22 protein-coding genes are annotated in these 19963 nt (G+C 37.2%); 13 read left to right on the forward strand and 9 right to left on the reverse strand.

Going from position 1 to position 19963, the window contains the following annotated elements:
- The first annotated feature begins 4 nt into the window (after positions 1–4).
- Positions 5–391 (forward strand): glycine cleavage system protein GcvH, encoded by a 387-nt coding sequence (gene gcvH / locus VJJ03_RS09140; RefSeq protein WP_323975143.1) that lies wholly within the window; start codon positions 5–7, stop codon positions 389–391.
- On the opposite strand, the gene VJJ03_RS09145 is transcribed toward gcvH, so the two are convergent.
- Positions 388–1152, reverse strand: coding sequence for an ABC transporter ATP-binding protein (locus tag VJJ03_RS09145; RefSeq protein ID WP_009401308.1), 765 nt, complete (start codon positions 1150–1152; stop codon positions 388–390). The genes gcvH and VJJ03_RS09145 overlap by 4 nt on opposite strands.
- Entirely contained in the window at positions 1153–1890 is a 738-nt protein-coding gene (locus VJJ03_RS09150; RefSeq protein WP_040358757.1) for an MlaE family ABC transporter permease, read from the reverse strand.
- Positions 1891–2105: 215 nt separating this feature from the next.
- On the opposite strand from VJJ03_RS09150, the gene VJJ03_RS09155 reads away from it, so the two are divergent.
- Genes VJJ03_RS09155 through VJJ03_RS09165 form a run of 3 tightly spaced genes read left to right on the forward strand, consistent with a single transcriptional unit; the run spans position 2106 to position 3643 of the window.
- Positions 2106–2708, forward strand: coding sequence for a MotA/TolQ/ExbB proton channel family protein (locus tag VJJ03_RS09155; RefSeq protein ID WP_323975145.1), 603 nt, complete (start codon positions 2106–2108; stop codon positions 2706–2708).
- On the forward strand, positions 2705–3046 hold the full coding sequence (locus VJJ03_RS09160; protein WP_009401305.1) for a DUF2149 domain-containing protein: 342 nt from the start codon (positions 2705–2707) through the stop codon (positions 3044–3046). The genes VJJ03_RS09155 and VJJ03_RS09160 overlap by 4 nt, the downstream gene beginning before the upstream one ends.
- Before the next feature lie 6 nt (positions 3047–3052).
- Positions 3053–3643: a Maf family nucleotide pyrophosphatase gene (locus VJJ03_RS09165; protein ID WP_323975147.1), complete on the forward strand. Its 591-nt coding sequence runs from the start codon at positions 3053–3055 to the stop codon at positions 3641–3643.
- A 16-nt stretch (positions 3644–3659) separates the two neighbouring features.
- Here the strand turns inward: VJJ03_RS09165 and VJJ03_RS09170 are convergent, their stop codons facing one another.
- Complete coding sequence (locus tag VJJ03_RS09170) at positions 3660–4598, reverse strand: polyprenyl synthetase family protein (protein ID WP_323975171.1); 939 nt, start codon at positions 4596–4598, stop codon at positions 3660–3662.
- 69 nt (positions 4599–4667) lie between these two features.
- Positions 4668–5621: a DUF438 domain-containing protein gene (locus VJJ03_RS09175; RefSeq protein WP_323975149.1), complete on the reverse strand. Its 954-nt coding sequence runs from the start codon at positions 5619–5621 to the stop codon at positions 4668–4670.
- A gap of 121 nt (positions 5622–5742) precedes the next feature.
- On the opposite strand from VJJ03_RS09175, the gene VJJ03_RS09180 reads away from it, so the two are divergent.
- Together VJJ03_RS09180 and recA are read left to right on the forward strand one after the other, a co-directional pair.
- Positions 5743–6255, forward strand: coding sequence for an inorganic diphosphatase (locus tag VJJ03_RS09180; protein ID WP_323975151.1), 513 nt, complete (start codon positions 5743–5745; stop codon positions 6253–6255).
- An 84-nt stretch (positions 6256–6339) separates the two neighbouring features.
- Positions 6340–7488 carry a recombinase RecA gene (gene recA, locus VJJ03_RS09185; RefSeq protein ID WP_009401300.1) on the forward strand — a complete coding sequence of 383 codons (1149 nt, stop codon included), beginning with the start codon at positions 6340–6342 and terminating at the stop codon, positions 7486–7488.
- Between the two features lie 159 nt (positions 7489–7647).
- Here the strand turns inward: recA and VJJ03_RS09190 are convergent, their stop codons facing one another.
- The 3 genes from VJJ03_RS09190 to VJJ03_RS09200 all read right to left on the reverse strand — a co-directional run bounded on the left by VJJ03_RS09190 (position 7648) and on the right by VJJ03_RS09200 (position 10257).
- The gene (locus VJJ03_RS09190) at positions 7648–7965 is read right to left on the reverse strand and encodes a barstar family protein (RefSeq protein WP_009401299.1); all 318 of its coding nucleotides are present in this window, start codon (positions 7963–7965) and stop codon (positions 7648–7650) included.
- A gap of 76 nt (positions 7966–8041) precedes the next feature.
- A complete protein-coding gene (locus VJJ03_RS09195; protein ID WP_009401298.1) occupies positions 8042–9670 on the reverse strand; it encodes an acyl-CoA carboxylase subunit beta in 1629 nt (542 codons plus the stop codon).
- A gap of 137 nt (positions 9671–9807) precedes the next feature.
- Positions 9808–10257 (reverse strand): DUF2271 domain-containing protein, encoded by a 450-nt coding sequence (locus VJJ03_RS09200; RefSeq protein ID WP_323975153.1) that lies wholly within the window; start codon positions 10255–10257, stop codon positions 9808–9810.
- Positions 10258–10498: 241 nt separating this feature from the next.
- On the opposite strand from VJJ03_RS09200, the gene VJJ03_RS09205 reads away from it, so the two are divergent.
- The 3 genes from VJJ03_RS09205 to VJJ03_RS09215 are packed head-to-tail and all read left to right on the forward strand — an operon-like array spanning position 10499 to position 11733.
- Complete coding sequence (locus VJJ03_RS09205; RefSeq protein ID WP_009401296.1) at positions 10499–11134, forward strand: peroxiredoxin; 636 nt, start codon at positions 10499–10501, stop codon at positions 11132–11134.
- A gap of 46 nt (positions 11135–11180) precedes the next feature.
- Positions 11181–11495, forward strand: coding sequence for a thioredoxin family protein (locus VJJ03_RS09210; protein ID WP_323975155.1), 315 nt, complete (start codon positions 11181–11183; stop codon positions 11493–11495).
- Positions 11476–11733, forward strand: coding sequence for a DUF6952 family protein (locus VJJ03_RS09215; protein WP_323975157.1), 258 nt, complete (start codon positions 11476–11478; stop codon positions 11731–11733). The genes VJJ03_RS09210 and VJJ03_RS09215 overlap by 20 nt, the downstream gene beginning before the upstream one ends.
- A 60-nt stretch (positions 11734–11793) precedes the next feature.
- Here the strand turns inward: VJJ03_RS09215 and folP are convergent, their stop codons facing one another.
- Both folP and VJJ03_RS09225 read right to left on the reverse strand, forming a co-directional pair.
- Complete coding sequence (gene folP, locus VJJ03_RS09220) at positions 11794–12618, reverse strand: dihydropteroate synthase (protein WP_323975159.1); 825 nt, start codon at positions 12616–12618, stop codon at positions 11794–11796.
- 144 nt (positions 12619–12762) lie between these two features.
- On the reverse strand, positions 12763–13860 hold the full coding sequence (locus VJJ03_RS09225; RefSeq protein ID WP_323975161.1) for a CapA family protein: 1098 nt from the start codon (positions 13858–13860) through the stop codon (positions 12763–12765).
- Between the two features lie 289 nt (positions 13861–14149).
- Here VJJ03_RS09225 and VJJ03_RS09230 point away from each other — a divergent pair, with 289 nt between their 5' ends.
- The 4 genes from VJJ03_RS09230 (at position 14150) to ggt (ending at position 19674) form a co-directional block, all read left to right on the forward strand.
- Entirely contained in the window at positions 14150–15895 is a 1746-nt protein-coding gene (locus VJJ03_RS09230; RefSeq protein WP_009401290.1) for a peptide MFS transporter, read from the forward strand.
- A gap of 132 nt (positions 15896–16027) precedes the next feature.
- Positions 16028–16780 (forward strand): triose-phosphate isomerase, encoded by a 753-nt coding sequence (gene tpiA, locus VJJ03_RS09235; RefSeq protein WP_323975163.1) that lies wholly within the window; start codon positions 16028–16030, stop codon positions 16778–16780.
- Positions 16781–16839: 59 nt separating this feature from the next.
- Positions 16840–17598: a hypothetical protein gene (locus tag VJJ03_RS09240; protein ID WP_323975165.1), complete on the forward strand. Its 759-nt coding sequence runs from the start codon at positions 16840–16842 to the stop codon at positions 17596–17598.
- A gap of 417 nt (positions 17599–18015) precedes the next feature.
- Entirely contained in the window at positions 18016–19674 is a 1659-nt protein-coding gene (ggt, locus tag VJJ03_RS09245) for a gamma-glutamyltransferase (RefSeq protein WP_323975173.1), read from the forward strand.
- Positions 19675–19963 lie beyond the last annotated feature (289 nt).

Raw genomic sequence — 19963 nt, forward strand, 5'->3', positions numbered from 1 at the left:
TAATATGTTTTTTCCTAAAGATCTTCGTTATACTCCGGAGCACTTATGGGTGCGACAAGAAGGAGAAGTGTATTATGCAGGGATTACTGATTTTGCTCAAGAACAACTCAGTGATATCGTATATGTAGAGGTAGAAACAGAGGGGCAAACACTCGAAAAGGATCAGATATTTGGCACTATAGAGGCGGTAAAAACCCTCTCTGACCTGTATATGCCCCTCTCTGGGGAGATTGTTGCCTTCAACAAAGAACTCGTCCGCAAGCCTGAACAAATTAATAAGATTCCCTACCAAGCATGGATTCTCCAAATAAAACCTACCCAAATAGAGCAGTGGGATACCCTTCTTACAGCGGAGGCATACCAGGCAATAATTAACGCTAATAATGATTAATCATTATCTAAATACATCTTCCGTACTTTTTTAAAGAGTTCAGAGGAATATACAAAGTCGGTAACCGCTTCATTATCTGTCTTGAAGATAGTATCTTTGCTGCCTTCCCATTCTTTGTAGCCATTCTTAAGGAAGATAATCTGTTCGCCTATTTCCATCACTGAATTCATATCATGGGTATTAATAATGGTGGTGATATTGAACTCCTCGGTTACTGTGTGGATAAGGTTATCTATTACAATGGCTGTTTTGGGATCTAATCCTGAGTTGGGTTCATCACAGAATAGGTATTTGGGCTCATTGACTACCGCACGAGCAATAGCCACACGTTTTTGCATTCCTCCTGATATTTCAGAAGGTTTTTTGTGATGGGCATCTACTAAATTTACCTTATCCAGAACGAAATCCACCCTGTCTTTCATCTCTGCTGAGGAGAGGGAGGAGAACATCTGTAAGGGAAACATTACATTCTCTTCCACTGTCATGGAGTCAAAGAGGGCACTTCCTTGGAAAACCATGCCCATTTTCTGTCGTAACTTCCGGCGCTGCTCCTTGTTCATATCGGTGTATTTGACCCCATCATAAATAATGTTTCCGCTATCAGGTGCATAAAGTCCCAAAAGAGTTTTAAGAAAAACAGTCTTCCCAGAACCACTCTGTCCGATGATGAGGTTCGTTTTTCCTTTATGAAAGGTTGCAGAGATTCCCTTGAGAATTTCCACTCCGTCAAAGGATTTTTTTATATTCTGTACTTCAATCATTTATGTAAGAAGTATTTGAGTGATGATAAAATCAATAATAATAATGGCAACACTTGTCCATACAAAGGATACTGTACTAGCCTTTCCTACATCCAAGGCACCTCCTTTCATATAATAGCCATGATAAGCAGGGATAGTCGCCAGCACGAAGGCAAAGATAACACTCTTAATTAGTGCGTAGGTAATATCAAAGGAACGGAATTGAAGTTTTAAACCTTCTAAAAATTCTGCTGAAGTGGCGTAGTGTCCTACAGTAGCTGCTATATATCCTCCATAGATACCTAAAGCCATTGCCATAGTAATAGCAAAGGGATACAAAAGCAAAGCAATAATTTTAGGGAAGATTAGATAATTCAGTGAATTGACCCCCATAATATCTAGAGCATCAATCTGTTCGGTAACCCGCATAGTACCTATACTGGAAGTGATAAAGGAACCTACTTTCCCTGCTACAATGATAGAGGTGAAAGTAGGAGCAAACTCCAGTACAATGGTCTGACGTGTAGCAAAACCAATCAAACTCTTAGGAATAAGAGGATTATCAATATTCAGTGCCATTTGTATAGCAATTACAGCTCCTACAAATAGCGAAATAAAGGCAATAATCCCCAATGAACTATACATAAGGTCATCTATCTCTTTCATAATGAGCTTTTTCATTATAGACCATTTGGTTCGCTTACGAAATATTTCATATATCATCAGGAAATAGCGCCCGATAGCTTCTAAGTGTTTCATCTTGTTCTTTGAAAGGGCAAAGGTACAAAAAAAGTGAATAGTGAAAAATGAAAAGTGAAAAATTTCCTTTTCTCTTGTTTTCATTAAGTTACAAATGCTTTCATAGCTATTACATCCTATTGTAAAAAAAGAGATAAGTTAATATTTTTTTAGAATAAGTAAAAACAAAAAATAGAATTAATTTCGTATCTTTGCTCCGCAAAAAAATGATAGATATGGATCAGATTTCACAAATCCTCTTTTTGGTTTCCGATAGCCTCCTTATTCCTGATATTATTGTGCTATTGGTACTTTTTGTACGTGCTTTACTATTGGTAGGCAGCTTTTACAATCAGTATATTACTAAGTATAAGAATGAGAGGCAGCTTCGCCCTGTACTTCAGAGTCTTACTCCTGAGTCGGTAGTTGAATTACATAAGGTACTACCAAAGAAGGATAATTCATTGTTTGTAAAGTACTTGCGTAAAATATTAGAACATCCTGCGGATGATGCTTATACTGATTATATGATAACTAATTTTGAGAATGAAGCGGAAAAAGATATAGTTACTTCCAAATTATTAGCAAAAGTAGGTCCTGTATTAGGGCTTATCGGGACGCTTATTGCTATGAGCCCTGCTCTTACAGGACTTTCTCAAGGGGATATTTCCAAGATGGCATCCAATATGCAGGTGGTTTTTGCCACTACTGTAGTAGGGCTTGTTGTGAGCCTGGTAGGGCTGATAACCCTTCAGTTCAAGCAACGCTGGTATGCTAAGGAGGTGAACCAATTGGATTATATTACTCGTACCTATAACCAACAACTTATTGAGAAATGAGAAATACGCGTAGAACAATGCCTTTCAAGGATGATGATGCAGATCCCCTAAGTGTGGTAGTAAATCTCTTTGATGTAGCTATGGTCTTCTCTGTAGCATTGATGGTTTCCATGGTAATGAACCTAAATCTCTCGGCTTTCTTTACCGGAGGAGATTTTACGATTGTGAATAAGAACGGAGATGATATGGAAATTATTCAGAAAAAAGGAGAAAAAATTACTAAATACAAGACAACTAAGGGGGGCTCTCCCTCTGATGGTTCTTCTAAAGAAAAGGGTAAACGCTTGGGAATACTTTATGAAAATGAGGATGGTGAAAATATTTTTGTTCCAGATTAATGCATCATGTTATTAGATAAATTAAAGGATTATACACTTATTTTAGCTTCTTCCTCTCCTCGTAGACAACAGTTTTTAAGAGAGTTACGGCTTGATTTTCAAGTACGCATCAAAGAAATTGAGGAACATTATCCTCCTGAATTGTGTAGAGAAGAAATTCCCCTCTATATAGCTAGGAGTAAGGCAGTACCCTTCCTTAAGGAACTTAGGAATAAGGAGGTTTTGATTACTGCTGATACGCTTATTTGGTTTGAAGGTGAAGCTATCGGTAAGCCTAGGGATTATGCAGATGCTTTGGCGACACTTACTGCTTTTTCTGGGAAAACACATGAGGTAATTACGGCTGTATGCCTTACGATGAAGGACAAACAGAAAATCTTTTGTGATACTACTGAGGTAACTTTTGCTCCTCTTACCTCTGAGATGATTAACTACTATTTAACTAATTATCATCCTTTTGATAAGGCTGGTAGTTATGGAATTCAAGAATGGATAGGAGCCGTAGGAATCACTCAAATTAAAGGCTCCTATAATAATGTAGTAGGATTCCCCACCTATTTGTTCTACAGAGAACTAATGGATATGATAGAAAATTGAAAATGTGAGGGTTATATTATGTTGTTCGTTCAATTACGTAGTCCACAATTTGTAAGAGAGCTTTTTTGAAGGGAGAAGTAGGAAAATCATCTAAAATAGCAAGTGCTTTTCTTTGGTAAGCTCTCATTTTCTCTTGAGTCCGCTCTATACCTCCATGAGCTTTTACAAAGGCAATGACTTCTTTTACCCGTTTCTTATCTGTATTATGGTTCTTAATACTATTAATGAGCCAGTGGCGATCTTTTTCTTTCACTGTATTCAATACATAAATAAGGGGGAGGGTCATTTTCTGCTCTTTAATATCAATACCTGTAGGTTTTCCAATAGCCTCTTCTGTATAGTCAAAAAGGTCGTCTTTTATCTGGAAAGCCATGCCCACACATTCTCCAAAGAGTCGCATCTTTTCTATTAGCGTAGTATCCTCAGGAGCAACAGAACAGGCACCCATAGCACAACAAGCAGCAATAAGAGTGGCTGTTTTCTGTCGGATGATTTCATAATATACTTCTTCAGTAATATCCAACCGGCGGGCTTTTTCCATTTGAAGGAGCTCTCCTTCGCTCATTTCACGTACGGCGACGGAAATAATCTTCAACAGGTCAAAATCATTATTATCTATTGATAACAGAAGTCCTTTAGAAAGAAGATAATCACCTACCAGAACAGCAATTTTATTTTTCCATAATGCATTGATAGAGAAGAAACCGCGTCGTTTATTACTATCATCTACTACATCATCATGCACCAAGGTTGCGGTATGAATAAGTTCTATTACAGCAGCCCCTCTGTAAGTGCGTTCGTTTATAATACCATTGGAGATGAGTTTTGCTACTAAGAAAACAAACATGGGGCGCATTTGTTTTCCTTTTCTATTTACGATATAGTGTGTAATACGGTTCAGTAGAGCAACCCGTGAGGACATAGATTGTCTGAATTTGTCCTCAAAGGTAGCCATCTCCTGAGCGATGGGTTCTTTTATTTGTTCTATGATTTTTGCCAAGGTTGAAAATATAAAAAAGATTATTTACTCCCACTCTAAAAGGCGCCTTTCTCCTTCGATGGTTTTGATATCAGTAATATCCTGAGACATCTCTATCACCCCTTTATAATTCTTCTGTGCATCACGTACAGCAAAATAGCGCACATAAATAAGCCTGCCGCGATAGTTAAACCAGAAATTAGCTTCATTCTGAGTGCCATTACGGAAAGCTTCTACTATTTTGAGTACAGTTCCTACACTCTTTGGAGGATGACAGAACTTGACTTCACGACCTATAATACCTGCACTACGAGGGAACACGCGCTCTTCTCCACGATTATAGAAGATAACCTTATCATGCTCATCTACAAAAGTAATATCAACAGGAAGAGTCTTTAGCAGTAAGTTTACCTGCTCTATGGTCATATATCCTTCATTATAATGCTGTGCCTTTTCATCAAAGACAACATCAGTACGTAGAGTGGTGTCCATAGAAGGATGTATATAGGTGGATTCATTAGGGTAGGGAGGAGGAGGGGTCGGGAGCATCCAACCAATTTCCTCTTCTCCTTGTCTCATTTTTATCCAATCATCTTCAGAAAGAATATCCAAAGCACGTGCAAAAAGGATGTTATATTCTATATTGAGTAAGCGTTGCAAATTTTCTTCTACATATACCATATTGTTTTTAGCGCCTACAAGGTCCTTTTCCTCCAAGTTCTTACGTACTAAACGAAACATATCACGAATAGTATCATGGAATGACCACATATTTTGTGAAGGATTTGTCCAACCGCGTTGCTCTAAGAAAGGAAAGAGTTGATTTTCTTTACGCTGGAAGCGCTTTTCAACAGTGGAAAGCTGATTGAAAAGGTTGTAGAACTTCTGATAATCCTCAGAGGGATCAGTACGCATGATCTCATCTAATAGGTTTTCAATAAGTTCTGTCTCATGTAAGTAGGTGCGTATGGGGTGTCCTTCTGAAAGTTCTGAATACATATCTTACAAAATTATGGGGCAAATATACAACTTTTTTCTGGGCAAAGAAACATAATATTTGTTTTGATAATAAAAAAAAAATATATACCTTTGCTCTTTAATTTTCAAAGAAATATAAAAGATGACAAAAGAGACAACTTTTGATGTGCTTATTGAAATCCCGAAAGGAAGTAGAAATAAGTATGAATATGATTTTGAGTTAGGCAAAATGCGTTTTGACAGAATGCTCCATACCTCTATGGTATATCCTACGGATTATGGTTTTATCCCAGAGACCCTTGCCGATGATGGAGATCCTTTGGATGTACTTGTTATCTCTACTATCCCTTTTTTTCCTGGTTGTGTAGTAGAAGTTAAACCTGTAGGAATCCTTTATATGTCCGATGAAAAAGGAGGAGATGAAAAGGTTCTTTGTGTTCCTAAGGCGGATCCCATGGTAAGATTTCTTAATGAACTTAATGAAGTAAACCCTCATCTGACTAAGGAGATAGAACATTTCTTTAAGGTGTATAAAGACCTTGAAAACAAGAAGGTAGAGGTAAGAGGATGGGGAAATGCAGAAAAAGCACTTGAAGTATACGAAGCATGCATAGAACGTTATCAAAGGCAATCTGCTAAGAAGTTTGTATTATAACTTCCTCATAATGTATGGAAATCTTTGCTACAGAAGATAATTAGCTTAAAGATTGCCTTAAGGTTATTAAAAAATTAAAAATCAATGGCAAAAAAAGAAAAAGAAAAAGTAGAGGAAATCAAGGATAAAGAAGCTAAAGCCAAAGCCTTAAAACTTGCTTTAGAGAAACTTGATAAAACCTTTGGAAAGGGAACCGTAATGCGCTTAGGCGATAAGGTTGCTGAGAAGGTAGAGGTAATCCCCTCTGGCTCTTTAGGGTTGGATATAGCCTTAGGGGTAGGAGGTTATCCTCGTGGACGTATTATTGAGATTTTCGGTCAGGAATCTTCAGGGAAAACTACCCTTACCTTGCATGCTATTGCAGAGGCTCAGAAAAAAGGAGGTTCAGCTGCCTTTATTGATGCAGAACATGCTTTTGATCCAGGGTATGCTAAGAAAATAGGAATAGATATAGATAATCTCATTATTTCACAACCTGATAATGGAGAGCAAGCTCTGGAGATTGTGGACAATCTTATTCGTTCAGGAGCAGTGGATATTATTGTGGTGGACTCTGTAGCAGCCCTTACTCCTAAAGTGGAAATTGAAGGAGATATGGGAGAATCCAAGATGGGGGTACATGCACGCCTTATGTCTCAGGCGCTTCGTAAAATAACAGGGAGTATTAGTAGGGCTAATTGTGTGGTGATGTTCATCAATCAACTCAGGGAAAAAATAGGGGTTTCCTTTGGAAATCCTGAGACCACTACTGGAGGAAATGCCTTAAAATTCTATGCATCTGTAAGAGTGGATGTACGCCGACAACCTTCTCCTTTGAAAAATAAAGAAGGAGAAGCCTATGGAAGCCTTACCAGAGTAAAAGTAGTAAAGAACAAAGTAGCCCCTCCTTTCCAAAATACTGAATTTGAAATTATATACGGAGAGGGAATTTCAAAAACAGGAGAAATTATAGATTGGGGAACGGATTATGATATTCTTTCTAAAAGTGGGGCATGGTATAGCTATGGAGGTACACGTTTGGCTCAAGGGAGAGAGGCTATGAAGACAGTACTTTTGGATAATCCTGAAATGGCAGAAGAGATAGAAAATAAAATTAAAGAAGCTGTTAGGGAAGGAAAAGTAGTTGTTAAGAAAAAAACAAAGACAAAATCCAAGAGTAAAGATCAGGAAGATGAATCTGAATATGATGAACCTGATGATGAAGCCTTTGACGAGGAAGAAGATGATAAATAAAAATAAAGCAACCTATATAGGTTGCTTTATTTTTAAGTAGTTAGTTCTATTTGAAGAAAAAAACTGTCCAAAAAACTGCAAATACTCTTCCTCTTACCTCCTACAGGAGGTAAGGATTATTGTTAACTATACTTTTTGGATAGCGATCTCTCGTAAGGATTAATATTCAAATTGAACGTTCTTTTCTTTATTCCCAGTCCAATAAGAACGATAAAGATTAAGACTATTGACGATTTCCCCATACAAGGTTTCATTGTGCTTTTTCACATCCTCCAGGTGATAGAACTTTGCCAATACATGCTTATGTTCTATCCAGTCTAAGGATTGCATGCAATCATCCAAACAGTCCAAAGTGTATCCGAAATAATCCGGAAAAGAGAAGCCTTCTTTCATTCTCATCAAAAAAGTGCGTTCATCATGTACATTTCGCAAATCAATGTGAAATTCCAAAGCATTTTTTCTAATGTAGGTACTCATTTTTATTAATTAGTATTTTTATAAAAAAGTGTTTTTATGTTAGAAAAATGTTGTGTTGTCTTATTTATTCTAATTATTATACTTGAATTACTCCTAAGTTAAAATTCTTCTCAATAGGGGCGTTATTGGCAGCCTCTATCCCTTGGGAGATCCATTTTCGTGTATCTAAAGGATCAATGATAGCATCTGTCCACAAGCGTGCAGCGGCATAATAGGGTGTGGTTTGTGCTTCATATTTTGATTGTATCTCCTCCAATAACTGAGTTTCTCTCTCAGGTGAAAGGCTCTCTCCTCTACGCTTAAGGGTTGCTGTTTCTATCTGTAGGAGTACTTTAGCAGCTTGTACCCCTCCCATTACTGCTATATGAGCTGTGGGGTAGGCAACAATAAGGCGAGGGTCATACGCTTTGCCACACATGGCATAGTTACCAGCACCATAGGAGTTGCCTATAATAATAGTGAATTTTGGAACCACAGAATTAGCAACTGCATTTACTAACTTTGCTCCATCCTTAATAATTCCTCCATGTTCGGACTTACTACCCACCATAAAGCCGGTAACATCTTGTAGAAATACCAAAGGAATCCTCTTTTGGTTACAGTTAGCTATAAAGCGAGTTGCCTTATCAGCACTATCGGAATAAATAACTCCCCCCACCTGCATCTCTCCTTTTTTTGTTTTTACCACCTTTCGTTGGTTAGCTACAATCCCTACAGCCCAGCCATCTATGCGGGCATAACCTGTAAGGATTGTTTTTCCATAACCTTCTTTGTATTCCTCCCACTCGGAGTCATCCACTATGCGAAGGATAATTTCTTTCATATCATAAGGAAGAGACCTATCATAGGGCAGAATACCATAGATATCCGTTTCTTTGAGTTTGGGTTTTGCGCTCTTTATTCTATTGAAACCGGCTTTAGGAGCGTCTCCTAATTTGTCAACAAGATTTTTAATAACCTTTAAGGCATCATAATCATTTTCACATTGATAATCTGTAACTCCACTAATTTGGCAATGTGTAGTTGCTCCTCCAAGTGTTTCGTTATCAATATTCTCTCCTATGGCAGCCTTCACTAAGTAACTTCCTGCTAAGAATATGCTTCCTGTTTTGTTAACTATCAGAGCTTCATCACTCATAATAGGCAGATAAGCGCCTCCTGCTACACAACTTCCCATGATGGCTGCTATCTGAACAATTCCCATACTACTCATCTGTGCATTGTTACGGAAAATACGTCCAAAGTGTTCCTTATCAGGGAAGACTTCATCTTGTAAAGGAAGAAAAACGCCTGCACTATCTACTAAATAGATGATAGGCAAGCGATTTTCTATTGATATCTCTTGTGCGCGAAGATTCTTTTTGCAAGTCATTGGGAACCAAGCACCTGCCTTCACTGAAGCATCGTTAGCAACGACAATCACCTGCCTACCCTTCACATAACCGATTTCTACAATAACTCCTGCAGAAGGGCAACCTCCATAATCCTTATACATGCCCTCTGCTGCAAAAGCGCCTATTTCCAAACGTGATTTATCTTTGTCCAATAGGTAATCAATACGCTCGCGTGCAGTTAGCTTACCTTGTGAATGAAGTTTCTCTATAGCTTTTTCTCCACCTCCAAGTTTTATTTGCTCCCATCGTTGACGAACTTGGTCACGAGCAAGCTTGTTATAATCTTCATTCTTATTAAAGGCTATATTCATTTGGAAATTTTAGAGATTGCAAAATTAGGAATTTTTATTGTTTTTGCAAGTGATTAAGTCTCTTTTTTTTGTTAAAAAATGCTCTATTTTCTAAATGAAAATCAAATATTTTATTTTCAATAGGTTAAGAGAAGGAGTTACTTGACTTCAATAAAGCGTACATAGCGTATGTATCCAGTTCCTTCTGTTTTACTTTTCAAACCCTCTGAGGAAAAGGGTACTTCCGCATCAGTAGTGTAGTAATATTGGTCTTCTACGGCGGACTCAAAACGAATTTTGTATCCCTTGTCCAATAGGCTTCTCTCAAGGTTTAGTACAATAGTCTTACGATCACCTTGAGTAATAGAAGCTCCTGTAATAGCATCTACTTTTTCTTTCTTGGAAGAATAAAAACCAAACCACTTTTTAAGAGAGTCATAATACTTACCATTGTCTCCAAAAATATGAAGAGTCTTTTGATAATTTCCCTCTGGATCAATCAAAGAAACTACCATATAAGCGGATTCTCCTGTATAGTTGGTCATCTGTATCATACACTTGTACTTATCCTGTGCTAAAAGAGATAGCGAAAGAAATGTAAATAACATAAAGCATATTTTCCTTATCATAATATAAAGGTTTAAAAAATTAAAAGTACAAAGATAGTAATTCTTGTTTAATGAGAATTAGGAATGATGAATTTTAACAATTTCAAGAGTTTCAAGTATTGTGAAAACTTATTCTACTATAGAAAAAAACGATTAAGATAGTAGACATACTATAGTTTTTCTTTATACTTTTGCCACTGAAAAAAAGTAGAAATATAGTTTATTTTAAATTAAGAGAAATATGTCATTAGTAGGAAAAAGATTTCCAAATATTACCGTTGACGCTATGTCAGAAATGGGTGATAATCTTCGAATTAATATCTTAGAAGAAGCCACTAAGAAGAATAAAAAAGTAGTTCTCTTCTGGTATCCTAAGGATTTTACCTTTGTATGTCCTACAGAGCTACATGCTTTTGAGGAGTTACGAGTTGAATTTGAAAAGCGTAATACAATTATTATAGGTGCTTCCGTGGATACCTGTGAAGTACATTTTGCTTGGCTTAATACCCCGAAAAATCAAGGTGGAATAGAAGGAGTTACTTATCCTCTCCTTGCCGATACTACTCGTAATCTTTCTAATGCTCTGGGGATTCTGGACGCAGAGCATGTATATAACCAAGAACAAGAAACTTATCTTATTGAAGGTTCTAATGTAGCATATCGGGCTACTTACCTTATTGATGAACAAGGGAAAATATTCCATGAAAGTGTGAATGATATGCCTTTAGGACGTAATGTTAAAGAATACCTACGACTTATTGATGCTTATACACATGTACAAAAGTTTGGAGAAGTATGTCCTGCTAATTGGGAAGAAGGCAAAGATGCTATGACTGCCGATAGGAAGAGCACAGCAGAATACTTAGCTAAACATTAGTTCTCACATCTAAAAACAAAAAAATATTATATCTCTTTATTAAATTATGTTAGTAGAACTCACCACTGATATTTTAGGAGAAATAGTACAAGCTACTAAAAAAGTGGCGGTACAATTCTCCGCTTCGTGGTGCGGGAATTGCCGTATTATGAAGCCCAAATTTAAGAAACTTGCCTCAGAGAGAGAGGATATTACCTTTGTGATTGTAGATGCAGAGCAATTTCCAGAATCTCGTAAACTCGCTAATGTAACTAACCTACCTACCTTTGCTATTTTTGTAGATGGACAGCTTGTCAGAGACGTACAAACCAATAAACAAGAGGTACTAAATGAATTGATTGATGAAATTACCAGTAATTAAGCACCTTACTCAGTTTATTGAGGTTAATGATGAGGATTATTTGATAGAAACAATAGAAGTATTAGAGTATCTCACTGAGCTTTCTTCCCTTAAAGAGGAAGAGGTAGATGTTATCGGAGAACTTCTCTCTAATATGTATGGAGCTTTGGAGGTACAAAAGCTTATCAAAGAAGGTACTCCTCAGAAGGATGCTCTTAATGCTTTTATGCGGCGGGTACTTGGTACCATAGATAAATAAATTTAAAAATTAGTTCTTTACAGGAGGCTTCCCAGACTTTTTCTTGGGACAGCCTCTTTTCTATTTTTTTCTTAGTTCTTCTATAATTCTTATGCATTCTATAGCCTCTTTTACATCATGCACGCGGAGAATATCTGCTCCTTGAAGCAAAGAAAAAGTATTCAATACAGTAGTTCCATTGAGAGCCTCTTCAGGAGAAGAATTGAAGAGCTTGTATATCATGGATTTGCGAGAAATACCTACCAAGATAGGGCAATCCAGTTCCCTAAAAAGAGACAGATGTTGCATAAGTTCATAGTTCTGGGCAAGAGTTTTAGAAAAACCAAAACCTGGATCAATGATTAAATCATTGATCTGCAACTTACGTGCTTTATCCTTTATTTGGGAGAAATAGAAGAGAATATCCTTAGTAAGATTTTCATATTGGGTATAGTTTTGCATAGTCTGTGGTGTACCTCGCATGTGCATAGCTATATAGGGTACCTGATATTTCTGTATAACCTCCCACATGGTAGCCTCAATTTGTCCAGCAGCAATATCATTGATGATGCAGGCTCCCGTCTCAAGACTTAGTCGTGCTACTTCACTACGAAAGGTATCTACCGAAATACGAATATCAGGAAAATGTTCCACAAGCATTTTCACTACAGGGATTACCCGTTGGATCTCTTCCTCTTGAGAAACTTCTTGTGCATTGGGGCGAGAGCTATATCCACCAATATCTATAAAAGAAGCCCCATCTAAAAGCATTTTTTCTGTTCTTTTGAGTACTTCTGTACTTTGGGTACGACTCCCTGCATAGAAAGAATCTGGGGTTATGTTCAGTATTCCCATTACTTTAGGAGTATCAAAGGTGATTAATTCACCCTTACAATTAATTTGCATTATTTAGTATTTAGTTTTAATTCAAACAGATGTGTAAGATTGTGAAGTTATTGAAAGATATCTTTTTTGATATGTAGTTTTATAAATCTATATATAATGTAGTGTTTTTTCTCCTTGTAAACTTCTATTAAGGGTCATTAAAGACTATTTTTTTTCAAAAATATCCCCTGAGTTATTCTCTTTGAATAGCTTTCGAGAATCTTCTATAAAAATTTTCATTTGCTTTATAGCTTCTAAGGACATACCTTTAAAATTTTCCTTTTCTACTTGAGTGCAAGGAAGAATCTCATAGTGGGCTTTTCCTTCTTTGTTATAAATATGTACCCAAGTGAGGTAGTATTTAGGAGCAGAGAAATAGGTTTGTTTGTGTTGATTCTTTATTAAAGTAAGTTTGACCATTACTCCTCCATCGGTGTGACGTTTTCGCTGGTTGGAGATAAAGTTTCCTATAGAATAGGTGATAAATTGGTCAGAGTAAGGGGCTTTACAGGGACGTATTTCCATGGGTTGTAGTACATGAGGGTGTCCTCCTATGATAATGTCTACACCATTTTTGAAGAGGAAATCAGCCATATCTTTTTGAGCTTTATTAGGCTTATTAGCATATTCAATACCCCAGTGTACTACCGTGATGAGCTTGTCCAAGTTTAATTTCTGGGCATGATAAATATCATTCTTAATTTGTAACGTATCTAACAGGTTCACCTGAGTAGGATTGGGGATAGGTAAACCATTAGTACCATAGGTATAGTTAAGAATACCTATACGGATGTGGTTTTTTTCTAGGACAAGGAGGTTTCTTCGAGCCCTGTCCATTAGGTCATAGAAGGTGCCTGTATGCCTGATACCTAAGGAATCCAATTGGTAAAGGGTATTAGTAATCCCTTTCAGACCACGATCGCAAGAATGGTTATTAGCCGTTACCATTACATTGATCCCACTATTATAACAAGCTGCTGCTAATGCATTTGGAGAGGAAAAAGTAGGATAACCTGTATAGGGTTTTCCTCCAAGAGTAACCTCTAAATTAGCAATGACAAAGTCATTTTCCTTAAAAATGGGGGCTACCTTAGCAAAAACAGGGTCATACTCATAACGTCCAGTTTGGTTATTGTAAGCTGAGTGGATTTGTGGAGAATGTCCCATGATATCTCCCACAAAGAGTAATGAAAGTGTATCTTTCTCTTGAGGAAAGAGAGGAGAATAGGAGAATAGGAGAAAAATATAAATTATTTTTTTCATCAGAAAAGGATGACTTAGATAATATGTGCAAAGGTACAATTTTTTCTTAAAAGGTAAAAGAATAAATTTTACAGATAAAGATTAGGAAAATTCAAAAAAAAGATTTAATTTTATAACCGTTTTTGAAAGACTTATTTTTAATAGCAAAGTGGTAATTGACAGCTTCTTACAGAAAAGGAATATTATCAAAAATGCAAAGAATAAGTCTGTCATAAGGGATTTTTAGGCAAAAGTGTTGCAGATAAATCAGTAAAAGATAAGAAACAGCAAATTATTTATTATAAATACTATGGAACAGCAAAAGAAACATTATTTTGACACAAAAGTACTGGGGCAACCCTCAGGGCTTTTCTTTTTGTTCTTTACTGAGATGTGGGAGCGCTTCTCTTTTTATGGGATGCGAGTACTCTTGGTGCAATTCTTAACTGCCGAAATTCTCTTTGGTGATCCCAAGGGAGGTTGGGGCTGGACCCCTGAACAAGCGGCATCACTCTATGGTACGTATGCGATGCTTCTTTACCTTACTCCTGTTTTGGGAGGTATTATCGCCGATAGGTATATTGGAGCACGTAATGCCGTAATTACGGGGGCAGTAGTGATGACCTTTGGACAATTATGTCTATTCCTATCAACCCCTATTATGTTCTTTTTGGGACTTACCTGCCTTGTTATTGGGGTAGGGTTCTTTAAACCTAATGTACCTTCTATCCTTTCGGAAATGTTCAAGGAGCATGCCGATAAGAAGGATAGTGCCTATACTATCTTTTATATGGGCGTGAATTCTGGTTCTTTCTTTGGTACTATGCTTTGTGGTTATCTTGCCATGACTCAAGGTTGGAGTTGGGGCTTTGGCTTAGCTGGTATTTTTATGGCATTGGGTACTCTTCAGTTTATCTTTGCTAAGAACCTTATGGGTGATTTAGGGGTACTTAAGAAGGAAGAACCTCATAAACAGGAACAAAAAGTAGATACTGATAAACGTAATCCTTTTACTCTTGTAGATAGTATTCTTATTGTTGTTGTTACTATATTAGGACTTACCTATGCTTTCAATGACCCTTTGTCTAAGAATGGGATATTTGATGTCTTCAAGTGGGCGGATAGCTCTTTTATGAGAGGGCAAACACTCTTTATTATCATTACTTTAGTCTTATTTATCTATGTACTTTTCTCTCGTATCATGCGTTACGAAGGGGTTGTACGTAGCAGAATGTTAGCGGTAGTGAGTTTAGCAATTTTTATTATGTTCTTCTATATTACCTTTGATCAGGCACCCTCTTCTTTGATTATTATTGCTCGTGATCATGTGGATAGGAGTCTTAGTGGTAGTGGATTGCTTACCTTTAATATTATCAATAGTCTTATTATAGTAGTACCATTGATTATTATTTCTTATGTGCTGATGCAACTTGCTATAGCTACATGGAAACGCATTCCTATTACCAATATGATTCTTCTTCTTTGCTTCTTTTTGATTTGGGTAGTAGTGGTATATATGCTTAAGAGCGAGTTTGCTAAAACAGATTCTGAAATCTCTGTATCATGGTTCTCTGTGCTAAATCCATTCTTTGTTATTACCTTAGCCTCTTCGGTGTCCAAGATATGGGAATCTAAGTTCAATCCACCTGCAGCTTATAAATATGGCTTTGGCTTGTTCTTTGTTGCTATTGGATATTTAGCAATATGGTTAGGTTCAGTGGATTTGGGTGATGGAGCTAAGATTTCTGTAGTATTCCTTATCCTTACCTATTTGTTCCATACTTTAGGTGAGTTGTTTATTTCTCCTGTGGGACTTTCCTATGTTTCCAAATTAGTACCCGCAAGGATGCTTGCCTTCATGTTTGGTATGTGGTACTTAGGTATAGCCATTGCTCAGAAGATAGCCGCTACCTTAGGAGGACAAATAGAGTATGTAAAACAGAACTATGGATTAAGTTCTTTCTTCCTTATCTTTGCTGTGATAGCAACAGCAGCAGGGATATTGGTAATACTTCTGCATCCTATGATTAAGAAACTCATGCATGGTGTGAAATAATTTTTTAATTAAATGAGAATTAAGGACGAATGAAAATTCGTCCTTATTCTTTTTGCATTTTCAATAAAAAAATCCTACCTTTACACCTCCTTACGATAGGACTAACAAACAATTTATTTTAATAACAGACTTATGAGAAAAAAAGTAATCGCAGGAAACTGGAAGATGAATAATGATGCCGAGCAATCTGTTCAGCTCATTAATACCTTGTTACAAAAGCTTCCGCAAACTCATGCGGAGGTGGTTATTGCGCCCTCCTTTGTGAATTTGGCTTTGGCAGTGGAAAAAACAAAAAATTCTCCCATTATTGTAGCAGCGCAGAATATGCACTTTGCTGAAAAAGGAGCTTTCACTGGAGAGGTCTCCGCTTCTATGCTTGAAGCTATTGGGATAAAGACTACCATTTTAGGGCACTCCGAACGTCGTGAATACTTTAACGAGACTGACGAGAGCCTTGCCAAGAAAGTAGATACAGCCTTAGCACATCATTTCCGTATTATTTTCTGTATAGGGGAAAAGCTTGCTGAACGTAAGGCAGGTAAGCACTTTGAAGTGGTGAAAGGTCAAATAGAAAAAGCTCTCTTTCATCTTCCACAACAAGCATGGACAAGTATCATACTTGCGTATGAACCTGTATGGGCAATTGGTACAGGGGAGACAGCTACTCCTGAACAAGCACAGGAAATACATGCCTTTATACGTAAGATTGTAGCTGATAAATATGGAAAAACAGTAGCTGATGATCTTTCCATCCTCTACGGAGGTAGTTGTAATGCTAAGAATGCTGCTTCTCTCTTTGCTAACCCCGATGTAGATGGTGGACTCATAGGAGGAGCTGCCCTCATAGTAGATGATTTTATCACTATTATTCAGGCTATGAAATAGTTCAAGAAAGACTTATCATAAGGGATAGAGAAAACTCTGTCCCTTTTTAACTTTTAGATATGAAGAAAGTGATTTTTACACTACTGTTAAGTTTGCTCCCTTTTTGTGCTATAGCACAACCTTGTGCCTATGAGCAGGTATTGCAGAAAATGACGATGTTCTATGATAAGACTTATCCTTCTAAGATAGATATTCAAAAGGCGGATTTTTCTTCACTTATTCTTGACCAAAGTACGGATTATTTAGGAGCTATAGGGGTCCATAAAAAACGATTAGTAGTCATATTCTCTTCCGCTAAGCGTGACCCAAAGCATCCTTTGGTGTATGAAGTAGCTGGGAAAACACGTGTAGGAAAGAACATACGTCAATTCAAGGGACGTATAATCCTAACCCAGTTTGTCTCAGGTAAATCAGAGGATGCAAGTGGAGAACTCAATACGAAAAATAGTGGTGTACAGGAGGAAGGCGTGGCTGTAGGGGATTTTACTTTGGACGAATACGAAGATCTTCCCGCTACGGGCATATTCAAGGGAAAAGTACTCCTATGGTGGTTTCTTTCCAAAAAGGGAAAAATAGAATATAACGATGGCTATCTCATGGCAGACCCTTACCTGAATAATGCCTATATAGGAACTTGGACAAGTAAGCAAACACATAAGTCTCAGCAAGTAAGTTGGGGTCATTATCGTGTTCCTTGTGCAGGAGATTTGGATATGGGAGCTGGGGAATTCTCTCCTGCACCTCAGTACTATAAGTATGGTTGGGGCGAATATATCAAAGAAATAAAAGCTAAATATCCAAACGCTTTTAAAGATTAATTAGTGGTGAAATCATTATTATTCACTGCATTTTTGTACTCCTTTCTCCAGAGAGGAAGTGACAAAATTCTATGAGAAAGAGATGATTATCAAAGAAGAAGATAGGATAATAAGACAACTATTTCGAAAAGACATCTGCTCTTGCTCTCTTAAGGGTAATTACTTAAAAACCTCTTAAACTAAGGAAAATTGCTATTTTGCAGTGGATCCATTTGAATTTTCTTTTAAGGAAAGTAGGCCTGTAAGATTCCGTGTCGCTTGGAATAAAGAATTAACTAGAAAAGATCTCCTTTGAAATAAAAAATAATACTCTTTTGTCTGAATTATGGATAAATTCATTATATTTGCACAATCAATTTAAATATAATGGATATGATTTTCAAGAAAAAATTTTTGTTCTTTCTTGTGCTTCTCCTCATGGGAGCTTGCACTACCTCAAAAATATCCCAGCAGTCCGCAAAGGGAGTAATAGCTAAACATGCGATGGTGGTTAGTGCCAAGGAGGAAGCCTCTCAGATAGGGCTTTCTATTCTAAAAAAGGGAGGTAATGCCTTTGATGCTATGGTAGCTACTGAACTTGCTTTAGCTGTGGCTTACCCCAATGCAGGAAATATTGGAGGTGGAGGCTTTATGGTCTATCGTCTTGCCAATGGAGAAAAAGGAGCTCTAGATTATCGTGAAAAAGCACCTAGTAAGGCACATCGTGATATGTACTTGGATGCCAATGGCAAGGTAATTCCTGATAAGAGCACTTTTGGGGCATTGGCAATAGGGGTGCCAGGAACTATTGATGCCCTCTTTGAGGTACATAAGAGATTTGGTTCGCTTCCAATGGCAGAACTCATACAGCCAGCTATTGATTTGGCTCGTAAGGGAGTTATTATTACGCCCTTGCAAGCTGATTTCTATATGGGGAAAAATGTTGATGAAATTAGAAAAGCCAATAACTATGTAACTCCTTTTGATAAAGGGTGGAAAGCAGGTGAGCGCTTTAAGTATGAACAGTTAGCACAAACCTTAGAACGTATTCGTGATGGAGGTCGTGCTGAGTTCTATGAAGGAGAAACGGCTAAGCGAATTGTCAGTTATGTACAAGAATTAGGAGGAATCCTAACCCTTGAGGATCTAAAGAATTACCATTCTCAGTGGCGTACTCCTATTACTTTTAATTATAAGAATTATACTATTTCCTCTATGCCACTACCTTCTAGTGGTGGAATTTGCTTAGCACAAATTCTAAAATCGGTAGCTCCTTATAACATAGGAAAATATCCTCATAATGGAGAAAAATACATACAGCTCTTGGTAGAGGCAGAGCGTCGTGCTTATGCCGATAGAGCCTATTACTTGGGAGACCCTGATTTTGTAAAAGTTCCTACAGAAATTCTCCTCTCTCCTGAATATCTTAAGGAACGCATGAGAAGTTTCTCTTGGGATAAGGCAAGCAAATCTGCTGAAATAGCTCATGGGAAGATAGTAGGTTATGAGAGTGATGAAACTACTCATTATTCTATAGTAGATGCACAAGGGAATGCAGTAGCCGTAACCACTACCCTTAATACAAATTATGGCTCAAAAGTGTATGTAAAAGGAGGAGGTTTTTTTCTTAATAATCAGATGGATGATTTCAGTATAAAGCCAGGAGAACCTAATACATACGGATTGGTAGGCTCTGAGAAAAATGCGATTGCACCCAATAAACGTATGCTTAGTTCTATGACACCTACCATAGTGGAAGAGAACGGGAAACTTCGTATGGTTATTGGTACACCAGGAGGTTCTACTATTATTACCTCAGTACTGCAATGTCTCTTAAATGTCTTCGAATATGGAATGACCATGCAAGAATCTGTAAGTAAACCTCGCTTTCATCATCAATGGCTTCCTGATGATGTAATGTTTGAACCTAATGGTTTTGATCCCAAAGTGGTAGCTAAGCTCAAGGCAAAGGGTTATAAACCTAAGGAAGAGAATTTTGTGATTATCGGTAAGGTAGATGCTATCTTGGTTGAAAGAGACGGTTCCTTAGAGGGAGGTGCTGATCCTCGTGGCGATGATACGGCAATAGGGTTTTAATGATCTTATGGTTAAAGATATTTCTTGAGAAGAGAGCTGATTTTAACAATATTTAATGATTTTGTTTTTAAAGAAAAATCATCAAAAAAATTGTAATATAAAAAAGTTTTTGTATCTTTGCCCGCAATTTGGTAAAGTGTTCAATAGAAGTTATTTTGACTTTCCTAACACATACAAACACTTGTTTTCCTTCTCTTTAGGAGGAAGGAACGTGATGGAGAAGGTAACGTAGTCGAGTGATTATGTAGCCTCCTCTTTTCGTGTGTTTGTCCAAATGGGAACAAATTTG

It is taken from the genome of Capnocytophaga sp. G2 (assembly GCF_035282625.1).
Classification (GTDB): Bacteria; Bacteroidota; Bacteroidia; order Flavobacteriales; family Flavobacteriaceae; genus Capnocytophaga.